Genomic DNA, 24411 nt, shown 5'->3' on the forward strand with positions numbered 1-24411 from the left:
TATGGAATACAGAGATAAGGGGGAAGAACGATGGAGGTTGTTATTCACGCAGTGATTCTGGCGTTTGGCCTGATCTTGCCACTGGGTGTGCAGAATGTATTTATTTTTAACCAGGGCATGAGCCAGAGGCGTTATATACATGCACTGCCTGCTGTAATAACGGCAGGGATCAGTGATACGTTGTTGATCGGGGCAGCCGTTGGAGGGGTGTCGCTCATTTTGCTGCAATGGCCAGTTCTGGCGAATGTGTTGTATGCAGTAGGAAGCCTGTTTCTGCTATATATGGCATGGAGTATTTGGAGGTCGTCCGAATCTGTGGAAGGTTCCCAGACGGTATTGTCAGCAGGGCGACAGATTGCGTTCGCCGCGTCAGTATCTTTACTCAATCCCCATGCTCTGCTGGACACGGTTGCCGTGATTGGCACCAGTTCACTTCAGTATGAAGGGGTGGAGCGCATCTATTTTGCCCTGACAGCCGCGGCTGTATCGTGGATATGGTTCTTGGGACTTGCAGGCGCAGGCAGGGTGATTGGCAGAACGGATCGAACTGGACGCATCAGTCTGGTGTTTAATCGGTTGTCCGCTGTAGTCATGGTTGGGCTGGCGGTTATGATGCTGTGGAAGCTCATCTATTCATAAATGGACCGTGATGTGACTCATCCTGTTAAAATAAAAAACTCCCCGTGACGTTAATCGCACGGAGAGTTCAATGTGGATGCTGAATTTGGTGATCAGCATAGCCTGTTGAATTAGTTATTGAGTAGGAATATGTAGTGCTCAATAACGCTTTGGTGTTGTGTCTCTTATATATGGTTGGTCATTTGAGTTATGGAAATCATAATCGGATCTATTCTGCCTTCAGCAGCATGGATTCAATAAACACTTTCAGATCACGGCTTACACTGTTCAACTGATCAATGACCTCGCTGAACTCGGTTACCAGCACCGCTTGTTGGTTGCTAGACTGCGAGATGGATGTGATCTCCTGCTCCATCTGCTGAATGGAATGCTGAACATCCTTCAAGGAACGTTCGATATTCACCGTAGCTTCTTTGGTACGGGCATAACGTATATTAATTAAATTTTCAACAAATGAAATAGGGGAATTGAAGTTTTTCAGAAATTTATGAAAATATAACGAAAAAGCAGACAAGAACATCATGTTCTTGTCTGCTTTGGCTATCCACCTATGCCTTATGACACGCTCCACTTCACGTTATGAAAGCTGATTTACCTAAGGGTTCACCGCGCCAGCGTTACCTCATCCGTTGTGTGAAGAGGTCATCCTGACGGTACAGATATATATCCATACGCAGGAATGCGCGGTCGTGTTATATGCGTGCTGTTGTTATCCGCCAATCTGGGACATGCGGCGTACCGTCGGCGTGTGCGATTGCATTTTTTGTTCCAAAGCCAGAGCCATCTCATGATTCTTTGGTTTCGTACCCAGCGCTTTGAGGAAAAGTGCCGCCATAGCGTCCGGATCATCCACGAAGCGGCGAACATTATACTCATCGGACCAGTAGAGGCAGGCTTTGATATGTCCGTCAGCGGTCAGCCGAAGTCGGTTGCAATTGTCACAGAAGTGATCGCTTACGGGATGAATCAATCCAAATGTGCCTTCGGAGCCCACAATTTTCATATTTCGTGATGGGCCATTGCCCGCAGGGCCTTTTGTATTTTCTACCGTCCAGCCTGCTTCAGCACATACATCAGTCACGGCTTCCAGCGGCAAATAGGATTTGCGCCATGAATCCGAAGCCTGTCCAATCGGCATATATTCAATAAAACGCACATGAAGAGGTTGATCAATCGTCATTGCAATAAAATCCTTGATCTCATCATCGTTGATACCCTTCATCAGCACAACATTCAGCTTGATCGGAGCAAGGCCAGCGGCTGTTGCAGCTTCAATGCCTTTCAGTACCTTGTTCACATCTCCGCCGCGGGTAATCATGGAGAAGCGATCAGCGCGCAGGGAATCCAGACTGATGTTAATCCGGTTCAACCCAGCATCTTTCAACGCGTGAGCTTGTTTGTCCAGCAGAAGAGCGTTGGTAGTCAGGGCAATATCGTCAATCCCGTCAATTGCCGAGATCATGCTGACGAGCTTGTGCAGATCCTTCCGCACCAGCGGTTCGCCCCCCGTGAGCCGAACTTTACGCATGCCCATCGGAGCAAGCACTTTCAGCACCTGTGCAATCTCTTCGTAGCTCATAATCTCATCATGTGGAGCAAACTCCATACCCTCTGCAGGCATGCAGTACACACAGCGTAAATTACAGCGGTCCGTAACAGAAATACGGATGTAGTCATGTATCCGGCCAAATGAATCCTGAAGCAGTTCCATGCAGACCACCCTTTCATCGGTTCAGATTGGAAATCTTCTATTATAAATGATACGACAATTTCAAAAGGAACAGTTGCATCAAATTTTAGCTATTTCTCCAATCCGCGTCAACGATGACGTCAGATGACAGCATTTTTGGCGGGGTGATTCAGATGGAATTGTCCCACGAGTTGTTGCAGAAAGACCGTAATGGCTTCCACATTATGCGAAGAATGCTGAACCTGCAACATATCACGGATCAGCTCCATCATCTCTGCTTCTACCTCGGCAGAAGTCGCCCGATTCTGATGGCTGATTGCAGCAATATTCTCCATCAGCATGACCACTTGATCCACGACTTGCGTGCGTTCAGGTTCTTCAGCGGTAGCATTTTGCAGAAGTTGCGAAGCGGCCTGAACCAGTGTCGTTCCTTCAGCCAGCACCTGATCACCCTCTGTGATTAATTGTGATGCCGCTCCTGCTGCCGTTGAGATTCGGTCCAGAATCTGATGAATATTTTCAGTAGAGGAGCGGGATAGGTCGGCCAGCTTGCGGATTTCCCCTGCCACGACCGAGAACCCTTGGCCATGTTCGCCCACGCGTGCAGCTTCAATGGTGGCATTCAGAGCCAGCAGGTTGGTCTGAGCTGAAATTTCATCAATGACAGCCAGTGCACGGTAAATGTCTTTCATGGTATCCATGAAGGACAGGATGGTACGGTTAGTATCGGATACCGCTCCTGAGATTTGGGTCATTTTGTCGCCGATTCGTTCCACTTCCTGCTGGGCCACGCTGATCTGTTCGGTAGCAGAGGTCTCCAGTTGTTGCAGCGTTATGCGCATGTGATCTGCAGCGATCTTAGCCTGGTCGAGATCTTCCAGTTGGGTGCGAATGGCCTGAATCATCGAACCAAGCTTGTAGTTCACACGTTCAGTCGTGCCTTGGGTTGTCTCTGTTGAAGTTCGCATCTGATACTGATTATCCATAACGTCTACCGTGGCAAGTTGTACCTTCAGCATAATGCCTTCCAGAGAATCAATCATGTTGTTGATCCACTTCGCCAGTTCACCCGATTCATCTTGGGCAAAAGCAGACGTGTTCAGGCGCTGGGTCAGATCACCCCTGCCTTCGGCGTTAATTCGAATAAATCGGCTGATGCGACGCAAGTCTTCATGAACCCGTCGATATTGGCTGCGATGCAGCTGTAATGCAGTTAAGAATCCAAACAGCACATTAAAAGCGGCCATTGCTGCCGCACTCCATCCACTGCCAGTCAGGGCATAGACAAGGGCCGCACTTGCAACACCTGACAAGAGCGTGAAGAGACAGTGCTGCTTGAACTGGCGCCAGCCGATGCTTCGTATCCGATACACTTCCTCCAGATCCCCTTCACACATCATGCCCCAGCGATCAGGACAGTGTGGCAGCTGGAAGGTGATGCCTTTGCCGATCACAGAAATATGGCGGTAATCCGAGTAGCCGGGAAAGGCTACGAACAGATTGGAACCATTCTGAATGGTGTTTGCTACTCCGGGGTGTAGTTCTCCGGTCGATGGATCGGTGAACATGAGTTCCAGTTCGGTATGCTCCTTAACGGAAACGATACCCCATTCGGTGGTGACGCCATCTTTGAGATTTTCCCCATGCGTAAAGGTACGGTCTTCGAAGCGGCTTCGGGATAAGGCGGTGCCGGGTTGCAGATGGGGCCGTAATATCGACTCAGCCATAAAGAGGTAATTGTCACCGGAATCGGGATAGATATGACCTGATTCTCGTTGGATCAGGTCACCCAGTACATCCCCGGGAACACGGCTGCATAATGAACCGACATATCGACCATCCTGCAGGATTGGGGAGATAAACAGCAAGGTGACATCATCGTGAAATGCGGATGAGCGCGGACCAATATCCAACGTCAGTGGATCGGAATATGGGCCATACAAGCATTTTTTGCTATGACGATCTGCTCTGGAGTACTTCAATCCTGGTCCAATCAAAGCTTCGTAATCTTCATAGATCTGTCCAATATGTTTCTTATATGTAGAGAATACCACCTGATTCTGTTCGTTCAGCATGAATAGCTCCGTACTGTCTACGGCTCGAATATAACTGGATTGAAACCATGCATCTAGTTTGCTTCGTTGCTGTGAACCTTGTAATACATCCTGTAATTGGACCGACTGTATCTGTTGAAGCAAACGATCCAGGTGATTCCATTGTTCATCTGCCCAGTCCATCATAAGCTGCCGTCTCGTTTCGGCAATCCCCTCAAAAATCTGTTCCACATCTTCCTTCATATGTGCGTTCAACCGATACGATCGCCAGAGCGGCAATCCTTTTCTCCATCCCAGCCAATCAAACATCATGACCACCCCGATTTCTGGATTTGAAAGCTTCGTTACTACTGATCCTTAGATAGACCTATATATGTGATTTTCAAAGTGATATGTGACAGAGGAATCCAACCTGCGTGTGATTGATCCGGAATAGTGATACCGCCTTCATCATTCAGGAGCTTTGACTCACGTTGAGGTGGAAGTCCTTGTACGTCTATTCAATCTTTATACAAGAAAATGAGTAAGAATACGAGGGCATATGTCATATTTTCCGAATATTTAATCAATAAATACAAATGATCGTGCGCTTGTTGTTAGGTGAAATGTATGTTAGCTATCTACGAAGTAAACTCACATGTATGTATCTGAGAATCCGTCTCATTTTACATTGTGTAACATGAACAGGCCCATACTCAAAACACACTGTATAATGTAATCCCCGCCCAAAGCGATATAGTATTATCTAACAAGCAAAACCTGTTACGTTTGTGTATATAAACCTCCCATTCAGCCTTGGTGTGCAATGAAAACAACTTCCCACAAAGGAGAATGCCCATGTCCTCCATATCCTCAGCCACAGTCCCCGAAGCCTGCCATATTGATGTAGATCATGTGTCCGTTGTTTTTGGTACAGGTACACAACAAGTCACTGCCTTGTCGGATGTTACATTCCAGATCCAGTCCAATGAGTTTGTCTCTCTGCTGGGCCCTTCCGGCTGTGGCAAGTCGACCTTGCTCCGGCTGGTGGGTGATCTGCTTCAGCCCACCTCAGGCACTGTTCGCATTGCAGGTCAGGAGCCTGAGCGGGCTCGGCTACAGCGGCAGTTCGGCATTGTCTTCCAGACACCCGCCTTGTTCGATTGGCGCACCGTTCGTCACAATGTGGAATTGCCCTTGGAGCTGCTCGGTACCCGCCGGAAGGAGTGCCGCCGCATTAGCGGTGAACTGCTTGAAATGGTGGGGTTAACCCGCTTCGCAGACCATTATCCATGGCAGCTCAGTGGCGGGATGCAGCAACGTGTATCCATTGCACGTGCACTTGCGCTTGATCCACCATTGCTGCTCATGGATGAACCCTTTTCGGCCCTGGACGAATTCACCAAAGAAAAACTTCAATTGGAGCTGCTTGAGATCAAGCGCTCAACAGACAAGACCTTCCTCTTTGTCACACACAGCATCCCCGAAGCCGTATTTCTGTCCGACCGGATCATCGTGCTCTCGGCACATCCGGGGCAAGTACATTCCATTCATTCCGTCAATCTGCCTTCCGAACGTCATAGTGAACTGAGAGAAACGGAAGCCTTCTACCACATGATCACGACCATTCGCAACTGCTTCTACGAGGAGCGTGATTAATCTCATGTCCCTGCGGTTCTTTAAACCGGGATATCGATCCTGGGTCGTCATCTGGATTATGGCCGTATTGGTGCTGTGGGAAGGAATCGCCTGGATACTCCAACTGTTCTTGTCACCTCAGCAGGCGGCGTCTCGCCTTCCTTATCTTCACGAAGTCCTTGTAGCCTTGTTTCGGTACTCGGGTACGCTCGCAGAACAGGGGGCTGTCACGTTTGGCAATGCCGCCATTGGTTTTGCAGGGGGAACGCTGCTGGGTCTGGGTTTGGCGTTGCTCATGAGCGCGGCTGTCTGGCTGGAGCGCACGTTATCGCCATATGTTGTCTCCTCACAGATGGTTCCGGTTATTGGTCTCGCACCAATTGTGTACGGCATCATCCACAACGCGGAGTGGGCCCGAATTGTTATGGCGGCGTATGTCACTTTCTTTCCGATCATCATCCATACGTTAAAAGGATTGAAAAGTGCAGCACCAGAGCATCTGGAGCTTATGCGTTCCTGTGGAGCTTCACTGACTGCACGATATATCAAATGCCTGCTGCCCTCAGCACTGCCGGGACTATTTTCTGGTATGAAAATAGCCGCTCCGCTGGCGGTGACCTCCTCCATCGTTGTGGAATTGATGGGCGCTCCCGACGGACTCGGCGTCCTGATGGTCAGTTCGTTATATTACGGCCATGCCCAAGTTGGCATGTTCTGGGCCACCATCATGCTCAGCATTGGCATTGGCCTGATCTCGTATCTGGCCATCAGTCTGGCTGAACGTTGGCTAACCCCCTGGCAACCTGAATTCAGGGCCAAAGGAGGTCAGGCCACATGAGTGAAGGTAGAGTTTTGCAACGGAAGCGTGATGAAGGTGTGGCGATTGCTGCTGTAACTGGCGCAGCTACGCCCCTCACTGATTTACAGATAACATCTGCTCCTGGATCGGAAATTCATGGACAACAGGGACAAGCCGAAAAGGCCAGATTGGGCACCAGCGTCCGCGGACGCTCCATTGCACTGAACATGCTTCCTTGGGGTGCGGGTGTGTTGTTTCTCTCCCTCTGGCAGCTCAGGTTGTTTCATTGGATATTCTCGCTGGAAAGCTACCAACTGCCTGTGCCTTCCGCGATTGCGGCATCCATTCAGGAAAATGCCAATATGCTCTTTCGATATGCGATGTACAGCGGAACCGAAATGCTGGGAGGTTTTTTGCTCGGTTCATTGTTGGGTGCTCTGGCAGCGGCAGGTGCATCATTCTTTCCAACAAGCGGCAGGGCTGCGGTTACGGTTTTGTCTGCACTGAACGCAGTTCCGATCGTGGCTCTTGCCCCGATTATGAACAATTGGTTCGGTGACGGGATCTGGTCGCGTATTGCTGTCGTTACGGTGATTACAATGGCAGCGATGGCTGTCAGCCTGTTCAAAGGACTGACTTCCATTCAGCCGCAGTACAGTGATCTGCTGAGTGGTCTAGCCGCGAGCAGGATGCAGTTTTTTTGGAAGCTGAGACTGCCTCACGCGCTGCCTTCCCTCTTTGCTGGTCTGAAGATCAATATGTCGACCAGTATTATTGGGGCCATTGTGGGTGAATTTTTCATCGCCTCCCAGGGGCTGGGGTATTTGCTCTCGGATCAGATTCGACTGGCGAACATGCCCTTGGCCTGGTCCTGCATTGTCATCGCCGCCGTGCTCGGCATTGTGTTGTATGAAGCGGTTGTCCTGGCAGAAAAGCGACTCATTCCGTGGAATCGTGCACGCACAGATTACTAACGTACATCAGAGTACCCACCATAGATCGTAATACCTGCTTGAAAAATCGTATATAAACAGGGGGTTGTTCTGTACATGTACAAAACGTTGAAGCCGGGTTTGCTGGTGTTGGTCTTGTTGGTTGTTACGATGCTGAGCGCATGTTCTACGAAGTCCGAGCCGACGGCTGAACCTGCCGCTGCGAGTTCAGGAGGGGCGGGAGAAGCAGATCAACCCTTAACCAAAGTGAAAATTCAGCTGAAATGGGTGCCGCAGGCGCAATTTGCCGGGATTTATGCAGCGAAGGAAAAAGGTTTTTTTGCAGATGAAGGCATTGATGCCGAGATTATTCCGGGTGGTCCGGATATCGTGATTGAGCAGCAGGTGGTCAATGGTGCGGCCGATGTGGGAATCACGGGTGTAGACAGTTTGCTGGTCAGCCGGGATAACGGTCTGCCGCTCGTCTCGCTCGCCCAGATCTCGCAGAAGAGTAGTTATCGCTTGATTGCCAAGAAGTCCCTAGGTATTACTGATCCGGCTCAGATGAAAGGCAAGAAGGTCAGTACCTGGTTTGGCAGTCAGCAGTTTCAGGTGCTCGCGTTCATGGAGAAGAATGGCCTGGATCCGAAGAAGGATATTGAACTGGTGAAGCAGGGGTTCACGATGGATCAGTTTTTCAACGATCAGGTAGATGTGGCGACGGCAACGATCTATAACGAATTTCACGTGGTGCTGGAAAGTGGGATGAAAGAATCCGATCTGGATGTATTCAACATTGAAGATGCCGGTGTTGGGATGTTGGAGGATACGCTGATTGCCAAGAAGGATTGGGTAGACAGCAACCGTGAGCTTGCGGTCAAAGTGACCCGTGCCATTTTGAAAGGCTGGAACTACGCCATCGACAATCAGGATGAAACGGTGGATATCGTGATGAGCAATGTGACGGATGGCAGTACCACTCGTGAGCATCAGGTCACGATGCTGGAAGAGATTGCAAAGCTGATCCGCCCGGAAGGATTTACGGAGCAGCAAGTCGGTAGCTTTGTAGATGAGTCGTTTACCCGAACTGCAGATATTGCACTGAACTATGGCCTGATCAAAAAAGCCGCCAATCTGGATGAAGCGCTGGAGAAAAGTATCTATGAAGAAGCGGTGAAATAAGCGTGTGGAGGAGGATGACGAATGAGTTCTGTGGATCAGCAACCTCAGCCGCTAGGCGGTACGAAGGAAGAATGGATGGAGAAGGATCGCAAATACGTGTGGCATCATATCTCGCCTCATAACGATCATCCGATGATTGCAGTAAGTGGGGAGGGCAGTTGGATCACTGATCAGGATGGTACACGTTATCTGGATGCGATGTCGGGACTGTGGTGTGTGAATGTGGGGCATGGGCGTGAGGAGATTGCGCGGAGTGCCTACGAACAGATGAAAGCACTCGCTTATGTACCGATGACGCAGAGTCACGAACCGGCAATTTTGCTGGCGGAGAAGCTGAATGATTGGCTGGAGGGGGAATATCGAATATTCTTCTCCAACTCAGGTTCAGATGCGAATGAGGTGGCTTTCAAAATAGCCCGTCAGTACCACCATCAGAATGGTGAGCCTACTCGGCACAAATTCATCTCCCGTCACCGTGCCTATCACGGTAATTCCATGGGCGCGCTGGGCGCCACCGGGCAAGCCGCTCGCAAGATTAAATACGAGCCGCTTGGCGTAGGTTTCTCTCATGTTCCACCACCGTATTGTTACCGCTGTCCGTTTGGACGAAACAAGGATGGATGCGGTCTCGAATGTGCAACCATCTATGAAGAGGTGATTCGTTGGGAAGGTCCTGAGACGGTTGCCGCAGTCATTATGGAGCCGGTGATCACAGGGGGCGGCATGATTGTCCCACCACCGGATTATATGCGTACCGTGCAAGAAATCTGTCAGCGCTATGGCGTGCTGCTCATTGTAGATGAGGTAATCTGCGGTTTTGGCCGATCTGGGCAGAAATTTGGTCATCAGAACTATGGCGTACAGCCAGATATTGTGACGATGGCAAAAGGCATGACCAGTGCCTATTCGCCGCTATCGGCAACGGCCGTGCGAGCGGATCTGTATGACACGTTCCGGGAACCTGGACCGGATGCCCATTTTCGCCATGTGAATACCTTTGGCGGGAATCCGGTTTCCTGCCGGGTGGCACTTGCGAATCTGGAGATTCTGGAACGAGAGAATTTGGTCAGCCGGGCGGAAGAACTGGGATATCTGCTTCGTGAGAAGCTGGAACCTTTGCTGGAGCTTTCCATAGTAGGGGATATTCGTTCATTCGGATTCGCTTGTGGCATTGAATTGATTGAAGCAGACGGGTCTCCTGCGGAAGCGGATAAAGTAATGAAGGTGCTCACCAGTTGTAAAAGGGACGGTATCCTGATTGGCAAGAACGGCGATACCGTACCGGGGTTTGCAAACATTTTGACGATCTCCCCACCGTTTGTCACCACCGAGGATGAGTTGGATCTGATCGCTGGAAGTTTGCTCGTTGCGCTACGTAGCCTGGACGTAGGTTAGTTGCCATACACAGGTACGACATACGTTTACGGTTTAGCAAGCGAGATGGAGATTTTCATATCATTACGCGATAAATAAGCGCAAGGAGGCGAGGGAAGATGCAGACCACAACAGGCAAAGTCATTAATCAGCTCCGGCTGAATGAGCGCATTGAGCAGTTGTCGCAGATTGGCCGAATCGCGGAGACGGGTGTCTGCCGACTTGCCCTGACCCCGGAAGATATGGATGGCATCATTCAGGTTCGTCTCTGGATGGAAAAGGCCGGTCTGACGACACGACTTGATCCGTTTGGCAATCTGATTGGTCGTCTGGAGGGTGCGGATCAATTGCTGCCGATCCTCATGATTGGTTCCCACATCGACTCTCAGCCTTACGGCGGTCGATATGATGGAGCGATTGGTGTGCTCGGTGCACTCGAAGCAGTGCAATGCTTGATCGAAAATGGCATTCAGCCCCGTATGCCAATTGAGATAATTGCCTTTTGCGATGAAGAAGGTTCCCGTTTTAACAAAGGCCTGTTCGGCTCGCGTGGTATAACTGGTCAGTTGGAAGAAGGCGAACTGGAGCGTCAGGATAAAAACGGAGTGACCCGCCGGGAGGCGCTGGAAGCCTTCGGCTGTTCTCCCTCGGATTTTGAAGAAGCGATCTATCCGCCAGGTTCCATAGGCAGTTATCTGGAGCTGCACATTGAGCAGGGGCCAGTGCTGGAAGCGCTGAATGCACCAGTAGGTCTGGTGACGGGCATCTCGGGCCCGTTGTGGCTTACGGTGACGATGAAAGGCATGGCCGGTCATGCTGGTTCAGTTCCGATGGGGATGCGGCATGATGCTTTGGTAGGCAGCGCCAAAGTCATTGCGGCTTTTGACGACATGGTGAGAGAAGACCCGGAAGCGCCAACCGTAGGTACGGTGGGTAGTCTGAGGGTGTTTCCAGACTCACGTAACATCATCCCGGAGGAAGTCAGCTTCACGGTTGATTTGCGAGACATGGAGATGGAGCGCAGGAACCGACTTGAAGCCCGATTGATGAACATTTTGGATGACGTGAGTTTCCGATATGGTCTAACCTACTCGCTGACAGAGGATACGAATAGTGAGCCGCGGTATTGTGCAGAGCCAATCAAGTCGGTGATTCGTTCATCCGCGGAAGAGATCGGGGTTACTTTGCCAGAACTTATGAGTGGCCCGTTCCATGATGCGTTGGCCCTTTCGCTTGTGTGTGATTATGGCATGATCTTTGTCCGTAGCAAAGACGGCATCAGTCATCATCCCAGCGAATATTCTTCCCCGGAGGATATTGGACTCGGCACGGAAGTGTTATATCGCACCATTCGGAGGATGTGCAGTGGAATGAACCAACCAATCATTTTACCCGAGGAGGCGTTGTGACGTTATGAGCAAAATCAGCATCGGATTAATCCAGGCTTCTCATGAGATTGAAGGTTCGGCTCCCGTTGAGGTGCACAAAGAAGCTGCGGTTCAGAAACACATAACGCTGGTCCGTGAAGCTGCTGCAAGAGGCGCCAAGATCATCGGGTTGCAGGAAGTATTCTATGGGCCGTACTTTTGCACAGAGCAGAATCCAAAATGGTATGCATCCGCTGAACCTGTGCCGGAAGGGCCGACGACCAGACGTTTTCAGGAGCTGGCGAAGGAGCTTGCGGTGGTGATTATTTTACCTGTGTATGAGGTGGAGGGCATTGCTTCGTATTACAATACGGCAGCCGTTATAGATGCAGATGGTACGTATCTGGGCAAATACCGCAAACATCATATCCCGCATGTGGAAGCAGGTGAGGGTACGAATGGGTTCTGGGAAAAGTATTATTTCAAACCAGGTAACCTAGGGTTTCCGGTTTTTGATACGGCCTACGCCAGAGTCGGCGTGTACATCTGTTATGATCGTCATTTTCCGGAAGGTGCACGATTGCTTGGACTGGCGGGGGCTGAAATAGTGTTCAATCCGTCCGCTACGGTTGCGGGTACATCGGAATATCTGTGGAAACTGGAACAACCAGCTCACGCGGTAGCTAACGGCTATTATGTTGCAGCTATCAACCGGGTCGGTGTGGAAGCGCCATGGAATATGGGTGAATTTTATGGACAGTCGTACCTGGTGGATCCGCGAGGCAGAATGGTAGCGATCGGCAGCCGGGATCAGGATGAGGTCGTTATTGGCGAGATGGATACGGAGATGATTCGTGAGGTGCGTAATGTGTGGCAGTTCTACCGCGATCGCAGGCCGGAAACGTACGAACATCTGGTTAGTCTGTGAACGTAGCTGGAAGCTAGCCCGGATCAAACTTCAGGAGGTGCATGACATTGATGAACAGCTCAGGAACAACGTTATCCGATTATGGGTGGGAGAGTCGCTTTGCCGAGATGAAACCCGCCATGACAGGCAAGGAAGCGATGGAGGAGTCAAACCGCTGTCTGTACTGTTACGATGCACCTTGTATCAAGGCTTGTCCAACCGACATTAATATCCCTTCTTTTATTAGCAAAATATCAACAGGGCACCTGAAAGGTTCGGCGCGCACCATCATGGATGCGAATCCGGTTGGAGCCAGCTGCGCACGCGTGTGTCCCACAGAGGAACTGTGTGAAGGCGCATGTGTCCTAAACGAATCGTCGAAGCCGATTCGGATTGGTGACTTGCAGCGTTACGCCACCGACTGGGCGTGGGCGAAGAATGAGTCGTTATTCCAGGCAGCGCCTGCCAATGGGAGAACCGTCGCTGTTGTGGGAGCCGGGCCTGCGGGATTGTCGGCGGCACGTGAACTGGGGCGCGCAGGGTATGAGGTGACGATCTATGAAGCCAAGCCCAAAGGGGGCGGTCTGAATACGTATGGCATCGTAGCTTTCCGTTTGCCCGAATCGGTTGCGCTATGGGAAGTGGAGCAGGTGGAGGCGCTTGGTGTACAGATCCGTTATGGGGTGCGCATCGGTGTGGATATTCCTGCTACGCAGTTGCTGGAGCAACATGAAGCGATCATTCTGGCCTGTGGCATGGGTTCAGTACCTATGCTCGGCATTGAAGGGGAGAGACTGGAAGGTGTCTATGATGCGATTGAACTGGTGGAGTCCACTAAGCAGGGTGTTCCACCTGCGTTAAATGGTCTGAAGGTCGCCGTTATTGGCGCGGGCAATACGGCGGTAGATGCAGCAACCTGTTCGGTACGTCTTGGTGCCGAGCGGGTGCAGATGTTATATCGGCGCGGGGAAAGCCAGATGACGGCGTATGCGTTTGAATATACGTTTGCCAAGCAAGAGGGTGTGGAGTTCCGCTGGTTTACCCTGCCGCAGCGTATCATTGGAGACGAGAACGGTCGGGTTCAGGCTGTGGAATGCGTGAAAATGGAGCTAATTACCCCGCCTGGTGGTGGGCGTGCGTTGCCCGTGCCTGTGGAGGGATCGGAGTTCATGATTGAATGTGATACGGTCATCCGGGCGATTGGGCAGCATCGTTTATTACCATTAATCGAAGCGTTTGGGCTGCGTCACCAATGGGGCGTCGTTGAGATCGAGCCGCATACGTATCGTACCTCGCATCCTCAGATCTATGCGGCAGGAGATGTCATTTTTGGTCAGGGTCAGGGTGAGGCAATGGTTGTTTCGGCTGCACAGCAAGGTAAGCTGGCTGCCGCCGCTGTCATGAAGGCGTTACCTGGACAGGTGGAAGAGACGGCGTGAGCAGTACATCAATTCCTCGTGTCCCTGACGCGCTAACGAACCCTACACACCTTATAGTGGCAATTATGGAGGATTGGAAAATCTAACGAATCTCTCACGTCTTATGTTGACGAACACCTGTTGAAATGAATCCGGAATGAGCGAATACAGCAAAATAAGCTTTCTACGATTCGTTAGGTTTTGAAATTGCCCCATAGGTCCCGAATAAGAGCTGTACGGTTCGTTAGAATTTAGGCGCGTGCTATCCAGAAACACCATTACTACGCAGAGATCCTGAGCATGACCAAATATTCCAGTGTAACTATATAAGTTGAACTAATCATTTACACGATAACGGAGAGGACAGAAAAAACCTGAAAAAGCAAAGCGTTCGCCTTTATCCCCGGATTTTCCCTTTCGGAAAAGGGAATCAAAAAAATCTGGGGATAACAGCGATTGGAAGGTTATTCTGTCATCGTAGTGTCAGTGTAAATAATCTTTAGTTCAACTTATATAGTAAGTTCAAACAACACCAAGGAGGGATCGTTATGGCTGACTTATCCATTAATCTGGCAGGTATTCGATCACCCAATCCATTCTGGCTGGCTTCTGCACCACCGACTAATACGGGGTACCAGGTTCAGCGTGCGTTCGAGGCGGGCTGGGGTGGTGCGGTGTGGAAGACACTGGGTGAACCGATTATCAATACATCCTCCCGTTTCGCGGCGGTCCATTTCGGTGGGCAGCGGGTGGCGGGGTTTAACAATATTGAGTTGATATCGGACCGTCCGCTGGAAGTGAATCTGCGGGAGATCGCCGAGACCAAGAAACGATTCCCGGATCGTGCGGTTGTTGCTTCACTCATGGTGGAACCTACGCGAGAGAAGTGGCATGAGATTGTGAAAAAGGTGGAGGCTGTCGGCGTCGATGGCTTGGAGCTGAACTTTGGCTGCCCACATGGCATGGCTGAACGTGGTATGGGAGCCGCCTCGGGCCAGCAACCTGACCTGGTCGAACTCCAGACGATGTGGGTGAAGGAAGTGGCGACCACACCGGTGATTGTGAAGCTCACGCCGAATATCACGGATATTACGGCGACCGCCCGGGCAGCTGTACGAGGCGGCGCGGATGCGATCTCCCTAATCAATACGATTAACTCCCTGGCAGGTGTGGATCTGGATTCATGGAATACCGTGCCCCATGTGGGTGGCAAAGGAGCACACGGCGGATACTGTGGCCCAGCGGTGAAGCCAATTGCACTGAACATGGTTGCGGAGTGTGCACGTAATCCAGAGGTAGGTGTGCCGATCTCGGGCATAGGCGGCATATCTGATTGGCGGGATACCGCAGAGTTTCTGCTCATGGGCGCTACAGGGGTTCAGGTATGTACTGCAGCGATGCATCATGGATTCCGTATTGTGGAGGACATGATTGATGGGCTGAACGATTATTTGGATGAAAAGGGTCTGAGCAGTGTAGCAGAATTGGTAGGTCAGACGGTTCCGCGTTATTCGGATTGGGGCAATCTCGATCTAAACTACAAAGTCGTTGCCCGCATCAACCGCGATGTCTGCATCAATTGCAACAAATGCCATATTGCTTGTGAGGACACCTCACACCAGTGTATTGATATGTTGACCGACCCGTCCGGTTCCTATCTGGAAGTGGTGGAGGAGGATTGTGTTGGCTGTAATCTGTGTTCGATCGTTTGCCCGGTGGATGGGGCGATTGAGATGGTTGAGCTTGTGCCTGAGCAGGAACCTGTAACCTGGAATGAACGTCAGTCTGCGATTGCGATGCTGCAATCGGTTAGAGATCAATCAACCAAGGAGGCGATATCATGAGTACCCGCAAATTGATTCGTAACGGTGTTTTGGTGACAGCGTCAGATACCTTTGAAGCAGATATTTTGATCGAAAAGGGTAAAATCACGCAGATTGGCATTGGGCTCATCCCTGACGAACGAATGGAAATCGTGGATGCAGCCGGCTGTTACGTCATTCCGGGCGGGATCGATCCGCATACGCATCTGGATATGCCCTTCGGTGGAACGGTCACGGCGGATGATTTTGCGACGGGAACGACAGCCGCAGCCTTTGGCGGTACAACGACGATCATTGATTTTTGTCTGACACAAAAAGGCCGTCCATTAATCGAATCTCTCCAGGAGTGGCATGCCAAAGCCGAGGGTAAAGCCGCCATCGACTACGGTTTTCATCTCATGATCGGCGAGATGAATGATCAGGTGCTGGAAGAGCTGCCGCAGATCATTGAAGAAGAGGGTGTGTCATCCTTTAAGGTGTTCATGGCATATAAAAACCAGTTTCAGGCTGATGACGGGATTCTCTTCCAGACGTTGCAAAAGGCCAAAGAGTACGGCGCACTCGTCATGGTTCATGCCGAGAACGGGGATGTTATTGACCTGCTGGTTCGACAGGCGCTGGCCGAAGGGCGCACGGAGCCAATTCATCATGCGCTGACTCGCCCATCCATGCTGGAGGGAGAAGCAACAGGCCGGGCGGCCCGTCTGGCTGCACTTGCGGATTCACAGTTGTATGTGGTGCATGTGACCTGTGCGGAGGCTGTGGAGCAGATCGCGCGTATGCGTGAAATGGGTTACCGAATCTGGGGGGAGACCTGTCCTCAGTATTTGACGTTGGATCAGTCGATTATGGATCAGCCGGACTTCGAGGGTGCAAAGTATGTCTGGTCCCCACCGCTGCGGGAAGCAGCGCATCAGGACGTGTTGTGGAATGCATTAAAAAGCGGTCAACTACAGACGATTGGCTCCGATCATTGCTCTTTTAATTTCAAGGGGCAGAAGGACTTGGGCAAGGATGATTTTAGCAAAATTCCGAACGGGGGGCCTGTCATCGAAGATCGCCTCAGCATTCTGTATTCGGAAGGTGTAGTCAAGGGGCGGATTACGCTCAATCAGTGGGTCGATCTGTGTTCGACAAGAGCGAGCAAGTTATTTGGATTATTTCCGCAGAAAGGAACTCTGGCTGTAGGGACAGATGCGGATATCGTTATTTTTGACCCATCTGTAAAAAGGGTGATCTCGGCAGATACGCATCATATGAACGTGGATTACAGTGCATTTGAAGGTATGCAGGTACAGGGATGTCCGGTGACGGTATTGTGCCGCGGGGAGTATGTCATTCGAGATCGGCAGTATGCGGGAACAGCAGGGGCAGGCCAATATGTGAAGCGCAACAAGTATGATGCAGGCGCGCCCATACCGGTGAAACAGCCTGTGACGGCAGTGAATGGAGGGAGAAGCTGATGTCGGATCATGATGTGTTTGAGGCCGAGAGGATCGCCATAGAGCGAATGATTGCACAGGGATATCGGATCTATGCAGTACGGGAACATCTGGAGGGTGCTCACGTCATATGGGGGCACCCGGATCTTCCCGAAGAGAAACAAGAGCAATACGTGGGCACGGCGTCTGGGCGGAAGTGGTTCAGTCATATTCTGATTCGTCAGCTTCAGGAGCAACGGGGAGCTTAGACAATGCCCAGCTCTTCACGCGATTGGACCATGAATATACTCATAGGCGTAGATGGCAAGTTCAATCGCAACCCTTTTCTCGGGGAGGATATAGTCTTCTCCCAAAAGGGCTTCGATTTTGTCCAAACGGTGATACAGCGTCTGTCTAACGATATATAGAGCGGTGGCCGTCTCTTGCTTGGAGCAGCACAGGACCAAATATTGCTTGAGTGTGCGCAGCAGCTGCCCTCCTTTCTCCACATCGTACCGAATGAGCGGCCCCAGGTATTCTTCGATAAAATCATCCAGATTACCACTCTGCTTCATGCTGGCAATGATGCGATAACAATGAAGGTTACTGTAAAAAGGCTGCTGCATCACGCCGATGTCCTTCTGAATCCGAAGTGTCTCCTTCGCGGAATCCAGGCTATCCTTGAGACGGGCGAGGTCCGCGCAGCTGTGACCGACACCGAACAGGCCTGAGAAGAGGCGGTGGGTCTGTTCCTGCTCGTGCTGCTGCAGCTGTTCGATGCAGCGCCATAGACTGCTTTTGCGCTGAGATCCGGGTAGTGGGTCGAGAATGATAAGAATGATCTGGTGATTCAGAACTGTACTGTAGAGGGTGAAGTTGTCCCGTGCAAATACCGACCGGGCGACAATGTTACGTTGGATTAATAATTTCTGAAGTCTGAGGCTGTCTGTGTATGCGGGATTGCTGTCGAATAAAATAATAGTGGCTTTGCTCGTTGCGAGAAGGGGATTAACGGCAGATACATATTCATGGATTTCCTTCGTGGAGTGGTGTCCGTTAAGCCAGTCAATGACCCACATATCTTCTTTGTACCGACGTTTCTCTTCCATGTACTTGGTTCGCATCCAGTCCTGGGCAATCGCGGCTGCGCAACGTTCCAGTGCCTGAATGATGAATTCATCTGAGAGTTTGATCGATATGCTTGAATCGTGATCCGGCAGCTTTTGATGCATCAGCACAAGATCGGCAAAGGTGTAGTCCAACGCCTGAACAGGTATGCTGATCACATCCAATGCGCTCTCCGTGTATGCTTTTAACGCTGTGATATGCTCCCCCTCCAACTGTCCCCGCTGCGAAAACCAATCCTGCCGACGAGTCTCTAGCTCCTCTGGAGGGCAATAGGGAACGGCACTTGCTTCCCCTTCAAGTGGATATAACGCCACGGCACATCCGGTTGTTCGTGACAATAATCGAAGCAGAGGTTGTACGCCATCTCCATTCAGAAGAAGTTGGTTAAATGAGGTGGTGAGACTATCGAGTTCGGCAATCATCCGCTGATGACTGCGAATCAGGGTGAAATGCAAGTCTTGCGTAATATCGATATAACGGACCTGTTCGCGGAACCAGATCAGCGGGAAATCCGCGGCGACTGCAATTTCTTTCATAGCTCCGAGCTGTGATTTGGTGTGATCCCCCAGTTCCATACAGAGGCCGGCAGCTCCACGTGCAATTAACTGACGCAAAAAAGACAGGCCATGCTGCTCACCTTCCTGCCAGCCAATGCCTGTCGTAAGTACCAATTCCCCGCCATTGAGCAAGTCCCCTACCTCAGGAACCTCCATGATATGAACCCAGCGAACATACCGCTCCAGCGCGCGATCACTGGCCAGAACTTCCGCCTTGCGAAATACGGGACGTTTTAGCATGTCTCTGATCTGAATATGAAGCATTGTCTCCCCCACACAACCACCATCCTTCCCCAATCACATGTGATCTATCTGGAGTCTGGAATCCGTCAACTTACATAATTAATCCATATTATAAGTCCATTTACAGCCGATGGGCTGAAATCTAACGTTCATTTGTTTCAAATGACAATTGGGTCTTTGTTTTTTTGTGATTTTGACTAAAATAGAGCATTCCTATGTCAGTCTATGTCTCGTGTGAATTTACATGAAAAAAGCCCCTTAGCATCACATCGGAATTCAATCATTCCAATATGCGCTAAGGGGCGAGAAGTTAGATAGTATAGTCTACATTTAAGTTAGACTCGAACCGTTACATGAGCACGATCAACGACTTCTTAATCTTCGATTCTTTTCTTTTTAAATTTCATTAGGAACTCATACACAATCGGTACGATAACCAGTGTGAGAAGCGTGGAGCTGATCAGACCACCGATTACGGTAATTCCGAGTCCTTTGGAGATGATACCCGCACTCTCTTCGAGACCCGTTACCAGTGGCAACAGGGCACCGATAGTTGCGAGAGCAGTCATCAGAATTGGACGCAGACGAGTTGCACCGGCTTCCAGCAAGGCTTCACGGGTAGGCATACCCTCTTTTTCCTTGTGAATAACACGGTCGATCAACACGATGGCGTTGGTGACCACGATCCCGATGAGCATCAGTCCACCCATCATGGCGGAGACGTCAAGCGTACCACCAGCGATGAACAGACCTACCATAATACCGATAACCGTAAATGGCAGGGAGAACAGGATTGCAAATGGTGCCAATCCGCCGCCGAATGTAACAACGAGCACGAAGTATACAATGGCGATGGCCGCCAGCATGGCGAGACCAAGTTGAGTGAAGGTATCATTAATCTGTTCGGTTGTACCGCCGAACTTCACTTCAACGCCATCGGGCAGATCCAGCTTGTCGATCTCAGCCTGTAGGTTACTCGAAGCTTTCGTTACATCTGAAGCCAGGATGTTGGCTGTAACTTGTACAACAACCTTACCATCAATTTGCATGATGGAGTTCGGGGACGTACCTTCTTCCACTTTGGCAACATCTTTAATTGGTACTTCGATGCCAAGCGGTGAAGTGACGGTCTCATCCTCAATCTCTTTAATACTGTTGAATGTTTTGTCGTCTGTCTCTACATATACTTTATACGTTTTGTTATCAATATCGACTTCCGTGAGCACAGGACGTTCCCGTGCCGGGCTCAGTGCCATGGCCAGTTGGCCTGCAGTCAGGCCCAAGGAACTTAGTTTCTCTTGATCTGCCACGAGCGTATACTGCCCGTAGGTGTCAGCGAGTGTGGTGTCTGCTTTTTCAAAATTATCCTTATCCGCTTCAACCAGTTTCAGAATTTCGTCCGATACAGGTTTGAGTTGCTCTACATTATCGCCATAGATGGAGAGGCTGAGGCCGCTGCCACCCAGACCGCCGGACATGTCGAGTTCATTCCAGGTTCCTACGGTAACTTCCTTCTTCAGACCTTCGACAAGCTGTTCTTTCACTTGAGTAAAGTCTTTTGTATCTTCGTTATATTCGATATAGAAGAGTGCAGAGTTTCCGCCACCGCCACCCATACTGCTCAGTGGATTCGTGCCGCCGATGGAATATTGCATTTTCTCCAGACCTGGTTGTTCCAACAACCACTTCTCGGCAACGAGTGCTTCTTTTTCGACATCTTCACGCAAAGCTCCGGTTTGCGGGCTGTACGTAATAGTCACGTATTTATCCTGTTGTTCTGGCAAGAAGCTTGCACCGATGAACGGGTACAGGAACAAACTGCCGACCAGCAGAATTACTGCAATACTGACCGTGATGAGTTTGTGTGACAGTGTCCAGTTCAGCAGGCGTTTGTAGCCTTCCGCCATCTTGCCTGGTTTTTCTTCGTGATTCTGCTTGTTCTTCAACCCTTTACGGAACAGGGTATGCGCAAGCATTGGCACGATAGTAATGGCAACGATCAGGGATGCCAGCAAGGCGAATACCATGGTCAGTGCAAATGGCAGGAACAGCTCGCCCACCATACCGCTTACCAAGGCCAATGGCAGGAATACCGCAATCGTTACGATGGTGGAAGAAAGGATAGGCACAAACATCTCGCGGGTTGCTTCGCGGACCAGTTCACGGCCTTTCAATCTCTCACCTTTGAGTGTTAATCTGCGGTAGATGTTCTCTATGACAACGATGGAGTCATCGACAACCCGTCCGATGGCAACCGTCATGGCACCCAGCGTCATCATGTTCAGAGTAATATCCATCATATTGAGCGCAGTCAATGCCATCAGCAAGGAGAGCGGGATCGAGATAATGGAGATAATGGTTGAACGAATATTACGCAGGAACAGCAGGATGATCAGGATGGCAAACAAGGCGCCAAAAACGGCTTTGCCCAGCATCGTGTTCACCGAGTCCTGAATCGGCTTACCTTGGTCAAGCAATACAGTCAAATCTGCGTTTTTGAACTGCGTTTGCAATTCTTCCGCTTTGTCTTTGACTGCGTTAACGACATCAACCGTGTTGGCATCGTTGGATTTTACAACGGAAATACCGATCGATTCCTTGCCGTCTGTCCGGGAAATGGATTCCGCTTGACCGATGACTTCGATCTTGGCAATTTCACTTAGTTTTACAGTTGGAATGCCAGGCGCGTTGGCAGCGCCTGAAGGACTACCTACACTGGCATTACCTCCGGCAGCTTGACCTTCAGCCTGGTCTGTTCCTTGTGCAGAGCCAGGAGTGGTACCTTGACCAGCTTCACTAGTTGGTGCTCCAGAGCCTTGTGGGGCTGCGCTTGCACCATTACCTGCGGAAGCTCCGGCACCGCCAGGTACGACTGGAATGGCAAGGTTTTTCAGATCATCGATGTCGATGATGTTGCCATCTACGACAACGGCTTTCTGGGATTTATCCAGTTCAAACAGTCCAAGGGGCACACGAATGGATGAACCTTGAACGATGCCGTTTACCGTATCTTCGGTCAGGCCCAGCTCAGCCATTTTGGCTTGGTCAAACTTCAATTGAACTTCTTTCACATATTGACCGGACACCTGAACCTGAGCTACACCGTCAATATCTTCGAGTGCAGGCTGAATATCCGATTCAACCAGTCGTGTCAATTGTTCCAGGTCACCGCCGTCCTTGTCGGACAGGCTCAGAGATACAACCGGGAAAGAGTTAATGCTGAACTTGGAAATGGTCGGCTTCTGCACACTGTCAGGCAGTTGAACTTCATTCAGTGCCTCACGAACGGTTGCAGTTGCGTTGGTCAGATCTGTTCCATAATCAAATTCGAGTGTGATCGATGCTGCGTTCTCCATGGAAGTGGAGGTCACTGTCTTCACGCCATCTACATTGCGTAGTTTTACTTCCAGCGGCTTCGTGACATCTTCAACAATTCCCTCGGGTGCAGCCCCCGGATCAATGGCAGTGACATTCAGAAACGGTACGTTGATGTTCGGGATTGTTTCTTGTTTCATCGTCAATCCGCTGTACAAACCTGCGAAAGAGATGATAATCGTCAGAATCCAAATCGCAAACTTGTTGTTCAGTGAAAAATTAATAATACCTTTCATACGATGGTTTCTTCTCCTCTCTGTTTCTCCTGTTTATGTGTGTGACGAGTCAGCCTGGATGAACCGGCTATACATGGCATCCAGAATATGCTGAAGCTCGGAGTGCAAGGGTTGAATGGCAGTTACGTTCTCCAGGTTGTGCATCATGCCCAGAATAATGGCACGTCGCGGCGTGAATTCCATCATCTCCTGCCTGAGAATGGAAATAGTCTCAAGTGCATCATTCTTTGGTTGTCCAGCAGGCAATTCTGAGGCAGCGATATCCTGCATTTGCTTGATAATATGAATAGGATGCCGCATCACCGTGGAATCCGGATGGAGTTCGGTAATCCAGGCAGGCCAGTCCTCCAAAGGAATCAAAGGCAAAGGTCGCTGCTTAAGAAACCCGTGCGCTGCATAGTCCATCATTTGCAGTAAATTTGTTGCCATTTTGGTAACAGTAAGGGACGGCATCTCTGTAAACCAGATCTTGACGTAGGAGAGGAATAGCCCCTGAGTCAGCAAAATAAGGTCAATCGTATAAGGTTCAATCTCCGATCCGTACTGCTCCTCCAGCTTATCCTTAAACCAATGTAAGGTACGGACCTCCAGATCTCTTTGCAGCGGATGGCATTGTTCCTTGCGTTGCTGTTCATCATCCATCATCATGCTGCGCATCTGTACTCGCAAAAACTCCTTGAGCTCGGCAACATGGATCAACAGTGTCTCGATCTGCTTGTGCAGACGTTCACGCGAGGTAAGGCTGGTTTCATGCTCAATCTGTGTCATCTCGTCCATGAGCGTGTACATGCAGTACTCCAGAGTACTGGCTTCTAATTCCTCTTTGGATTTGAACATAATGTAGAGGCTGCCTTTGGACATCCCGCATAATTCTGCAATCTCTTGCATGGATGTTGCAGCACTGCCTTTGGATGAGAATAACTTGAGTGCTGTAGTAATGATGAGCTTTTTCTTCTCATTCATCTCATGTATAGGGTTCATTAACGATACATTCACCTCATCAGGGAACTTGTGAGTTCTTGAATTGACTTTAAGGTCAGAATAAGTATAAACGATATGGTTAAAGGAATTCAAATGGGAGAAAATTGGAAAATGTATATGGGGAAAAGAGAATGATCAAAGGGAAGGAGAGACGGCAAGTAACAAGGTACAGCTTGTATGTACGATATGGATAAGGTATCAAGAACGTTTAAGTTAGTTTCCTCCAGTGAAGGCGTACAAGGCGAGTATAATAATGGCGACTAGAGCGATGAGATAGAAGATGGCCATGCCGATCAGAAGGGTATACCCTGTATAAGAGCCCATGCGTGCCAATAATTTTTTCATGATTACGACATCCTTTCTTACGTGGCAAAGTATAGAGAGGTTTCCTATTTATATCATATCCCAAAAAAGACGACTTCCTGATCGAAGTCGTCTTTTTTATATTACAGAATTTAATAGATATCTTAATGGAAGCTAAGAATTACACGATAACGGAGATTGCAGAACCGACTTGAAGAAACGAAGTGTTCGCCTTAAAGCTTTCTGTAAGAAAGCTTCTTCGGAAGCATATGCTGTCACCGGATTTATCCCTCTTCAAAGGGGATCAAAGAAATCTGGGGATAACAGCGATCAGAAAGTGGTACTGCAATCGGAGATATAGAGTG

At 50.0% G+C, this 24411-nt stretch carries 19 protein-coding genes; 12 read left to right on the forward strand and 7 right to left on the reverse strand.

The annotated features are described in order from the left end of the window. Window positions 1-30: 30 nt before the first annotated feature. Entirely contained in the window at window positions 31-639 is a 609-nt protein-coding gene (locus ACDJ59_RS28495) for a LysE/ArgO family amino acid transporter (RefSeq protein WP_413406988.1), read from the forward strand. A 208-nt stretch (window positions 640-847) separates the two neighbouring features. Here ACDJ59_RS28495 and ACDJ59_RS28500 read toward each other — a convergent pair whose 3' ends face one another. The 3 genes from ACDJ59_RS28500 to ACDJ59_RS28510 form a co-directional block, all read right to left on the reverse strand. After that, window positions 848-1042, reverse strand: a complete 195-nt coding sequence (locus tag ACDJ59_RS28500) for a hypothetical protein (protein WP_413406989.1) — start codon at window positions 1040-1042, stop codon at window positions 848-850. Between the two features lie 306 nt (window positions 1043-1348). Continuing rightward, the gene (gene moaA, locus ACDJ59_RS28505) at window positions 1349-2350 is read right to left on the reverse strand and encodes a GTP 3',8-cyclase MoaA (RefSeq protein ID WP_413406990.1); all 1002 of its coding nucleotides are present in this window, start codon (window positions 2348-2350) and stop codon (window positions 1349-1351) included. A gap of 119 nt (window positions 2351-2469) precedes the next feature. Continuing rightward, the gene (locus ACDJ59_RS28510) at window positions 2470-4695 is read right to left on the reverse strand and encodes a methyl-accepting chemotaxis protein (RefSeq protein WP_413409935.1); all 2226 of its coding nucleotides are present in this window, start codon (window positions 4693-4695) and stop codon (window positions 2470-2472) included. A 525-nt stretch (window positions 4696-5220) separates the two neighbouring features. Here ACDJ59_RS28510 and ACDJ59_RS28515 point away from each other — a divergent pair. The 11 genes from ACDJ59_RS28515 to ACDJ59_RS28565 all read left to right on the forward strand — a co-directional run bounded on the left by ACDJ59_RS28515 (window position 5221) and on the right by ACDJ59_RS28565 (window position 17492). Then, a complete protein-coding gene (locus ACDJ59_RS28515; protein WP_413406991.1) occupies window positions 5221-6021 on the forward strand; it encodes an ABC transporter ATP-binding protein in 801 nt (266 codons plus the stop codon). 4 nt (window positions 6022-6025) lie between these two features. Further along, window positions 6026-6838 carry an ABC transporter permease gene (locus ACDJ59_RS28520; RefSeq protein ID WP_413406992.1) on the forward strand — a complete coding sequence of 271 codons (813 nt, stop codon included), beginning with the start codon at window positions 6026-6028 and terminating at the stop codon, window positions 6836-6838. Further along, window positions 6835-7773, forward strand: coding sequence for an ABC transporter permease (locus ACDJ59_RS28525; protein ID WP_413406993.1), 939 nt, complete (start codon window positions 6835-6837; stop codon window positions 7771-7773). Before ACDJ59_RS28520 ends, ACDJ59_RS28525 begins: the two co-directional genes overlap by 4 nt. Window positions 7774-7848: 75 nt before the next feature. Then, window positions 7849-8913 carry an ABC transporter substrate-binding protein gene (locus ACDJ59_RS28530; protein ID WP_413406994.1) on the forward strand — a complete coding sequence of 355 codons (1065 nt, stop codon included), beginning with the start codon at window positions 7849-7851 and terminating at the stop codon, window positions 8911-8913. 21 nt (window positions 8914-8934) lie between these two features. Then, window positions 8935-10308: an aspartate aminotransferase family protein gene (locus ACDJ59_RS28535; RefSeq protein ID WP_413406995.1), complete on the forward strand. Its 1374-nt coding sequence runs from the start codon at window positions 8935-8937 to the stop codon at window positions 10306-10308. 98 nt (window positions 10309-10406) lie between these two features. Further along, window positions 10407-11696, forward strand: a complete 1290-nt coding sequence (locus ACDJ59_RS28540) for a M20 family metallo-hydrolase (RefSeq protein WP_413406996.1) — start codon at window positions 10407-10409, stop codon at window positions 11694-11696. 4 nt (window positions 11697-11700) lie between these two features. Next, window positions 11701-12582, forward strand: coding sequence for a nitrilase-related carbon-nitrogen hydrolase (locus ACDJ59_RS28545; protein ID WP_221825454.1), 882 nt, complete (start codon window positions 11701-11703; stop codon window positions 12580-12582). 50 nt (window positions 12583-12632) lie between these two features. Further along, a complete protein-coding gene (locus ACDJ59_RS28550; protein WP_413409936.1) occupies window positions 12633-14000 on the forward strand; it encodes an NAD(P)-dependent oxidoreductase in 1368 nt (455 codons plus the stop codon). 527 nt (window positions 14001-14527) lie between these two features. Further along, the gene (gene preA / locus ACDJ59_RS28555) at window positions 14528-15823 is read left to right on the forward strand and encodes an NAD-dependent dihydropyrimidine dehydrogenase subunit PreA (RefSeq protein ID WP_062836927.1); all 1296 of its coding nucleotides are present in this window, start codon (window positions 14528-14530) and stop codon (window positions 15821-15823) included. After that, window positions 15820-17265, forward strand: coding sequence for a dihydropyrimidinase (gene hydA / locus ACDJ59_RS28560; protein ID WP_413406997.1), 1446 nt, complete (start codon window positions 15820-15822; stop codon window positions 17263-17265). The genes preA and hydA overlap by 4 nt, the downstream gene beginning before the upstream one ends. Beyond that, complete coding sequence (locus ACDJ59_RS28565; RefSeq protein WP_413406998.1) at window positions 17265-17492, forward strand: hypothetical protein; 228 nt, start codon at window positions 17265-17267, stop codon at window positions 17490-17492. Before hydA ends, ACDJ59_RS28565 begins: the two co-directional genes overlap by 1 nt. Window positions 17493-17507: 15 nt before the next feature. On the opposite strand, the gene ACDJ59_RS28570 is transcribed toward ACDJ59_RS28565, so the two are convergent. The 4 genes from ACDJ59_RS28570 to ACDJ59_RS28585 all read right to left on the reverse strand — a co-directional run bounded on the left by ACDJ59_RS28570 (window position 17508) and on the right by ACDJ59_RS28585 (window position 24088). Next, window positions 17508-19184: a PucR family transcriptional regulator gene (locus ACDJ59_RS28570; RefSeq protein ID WP_413406999.1), complete on the reverse strand. Its 1677-nt coding sequence runs from the start codon at window positions 19182-19184 to the stop codon at window positions 17508-17510. Window positions 19185-19525: 341 nt separating this feature from the next. Continuing rightward, window positions 19526-22762 carry an efflux RND transporter permease subunit gene (locus ACDJ59_RS28575; RefSeq protein ID WP_413407000.1) on the reverse strand — a complete coding sequence of 1079 codons (3237 nt, stop codon included), beginning with the start codon at window positions 22760-22762 and terminating at the stop codon, window positions 19526-19528. A 33-nt stretch (window positions 22763-22795) separates the two neighbouring features. Next, a complete protein-coding gene (locus tag ACDJ59_RS28580; protein WP_413407001.1) occupies window positions 22796-23743 on the reverse strand; it encodes a TetR/AcrR family transcriptional regulator in 948 nt (315 codons plus the stop codon). A 213-nt stretch (window positions 23744-23956) separates the two neighbouring features. Then, window positions 23957-24088: a hypothetical protein gene (locus ACDJ59_RS28585; RefSeq protein ID WP_280523080.1), complete on the reverse strand. Its 132-nt coding sequence runs from the start codon at window positions 24086-24088 to the stop codon at window positions 23957-23959. Window positions 24089-24411: the final 323 nt, after the last annotated feature.

This window comes from Paenibacillus amylolyticus (genome assembly GCF_047302515.1).
Classification (GTDB): Bacteria; Bacillota; Bacilli; order Paenibacillales; family Paenibacillaceae; genus Paenibacillus; species Paenibacillus amylolyticus_G.

Excerpts from the sequence above, each read along its gene's own strand:
- ACDJ59_RS28495 (WP_413406988.1), top strand. The coding sequence starts at position 31 with ATGGAGGTTGTTATTCACGCAGTGATTCTGGCGTTTGGCCTGATCTTG.
- moaA (WP_413406990.1), bottom strand. The coding sequence starts at position 2,350 with ATGGAACTGCTTCAGGATTCATTTGGCCGGATACATGACTACATCCGT.
- ACDJ59_RS28510 (WP_413409935.1), bottom strand. The coding sequence starts at position 4,695 with ATGATGTTTGATTGGCTGGGATGGAGAAAAGGATTGCCGCTCTGGCGA.
- ACDJ59_RS28515 (WP_413406991.1), top strand. The coding sequence starts at position 5,221 with ATGTCCTCCATATCCTCAGCCACAGTCCCCGAAGCCTGCCATATTGAT.
- ACDJ59_RS28520 (WP_413406992.1), top strand. The coding sequence starts at position 6,026 with ATGTCCCTGCGGTTCTTTAAACCGGGATATCGATCCTGGGTCGTCATC.
- ACDJ59_RS28525 (WP_413406993.1), top strand. The coding sequence starts at position 6,835 with ATGAGTGAAGGTAGAGTTTTGCAACGGAAGCGTGATGAAGGTGTGGCG.
- ACDJ59_RS28530 (WP_413406994.1), top strand. The coding sequence starts at position 7,849 with ATGTACAAAACGTTGAAGCCGGGTTTGCTGGTGTTGGTCTTGTTGGTT.
- ACDJ59_RS28535 (WP_413406995.1), top strand. The coding sequence starts at position 8,935 with ATGAGTTCTGTGGATCAGCAACCTCAGCCGCTAGGCGGTACGAAGGAA.
- ACDJ59_RS28540 (WP_413406996.1), top strand. The coding sequence starts at position 10,407 with ATGCAGACCACAACAGGCAAAGTCATTAATCAGCTCCGGCTGAATGAG.
- ACDJ59_RS28545 (WP_221825454.1), top strand. The coding sequence starts at position 11,701 with ATGAGCAAAATCAGCATCGGATTAATCCAGGCTTCTCATGAGATTGAA.
- ACDJ59_RS28550 (WP_413409936.1), top strand. The coding sequence starts at position 12,633 with ATGAACAGCTCAGGAACAACGTTATCCGATTATGGGTGGGAGAGTCGC.
- preA (WP_062836927.1), top strand. The coding sequence starts at position 14,528 with ATGGCTGACTTATCCATTAATCTGGCAGGTATTCGATCACCCAATCCA.
- hydA (WP_413406997.1), top strand. The coding sequence starts at position 15,820 with ATGAGTACCCGCAAATTGATTCGTAACGGTGTTTTGGTGACAGCGTCA.
- ACDJ59_RS28565 (WP_413406998.1), top strand. The coding sequence starts at position 17,265 with ATGTCGGATCATGATGTGTTTGAGGCCGAGAGGATCGCCATAGAGCGA.
- ACDJ59_RS28575 (WP_413407000.1), bottom strand. The coding sequence starts at position 22,762 with ATGAAAGGTATTATTAATTTTTCACTGAACAACAAGTTTGCGATTTGG.
- ACDJ59_RS28580 (WP_413407001.1), bottom strand. The coding sequence starts at position 23,743 with ATGAACCCTATACATGAGATGAATGAGAAGAAAAAGCTCATCATTACT.
- ACDJ59_RS28585 (WP_280523080.1), bottom strand. The coding sequence starts at position 24,088 with ATGAAAAAATTATTGGCACGCATGGGCTCTTATACAGGGTATACCCTT.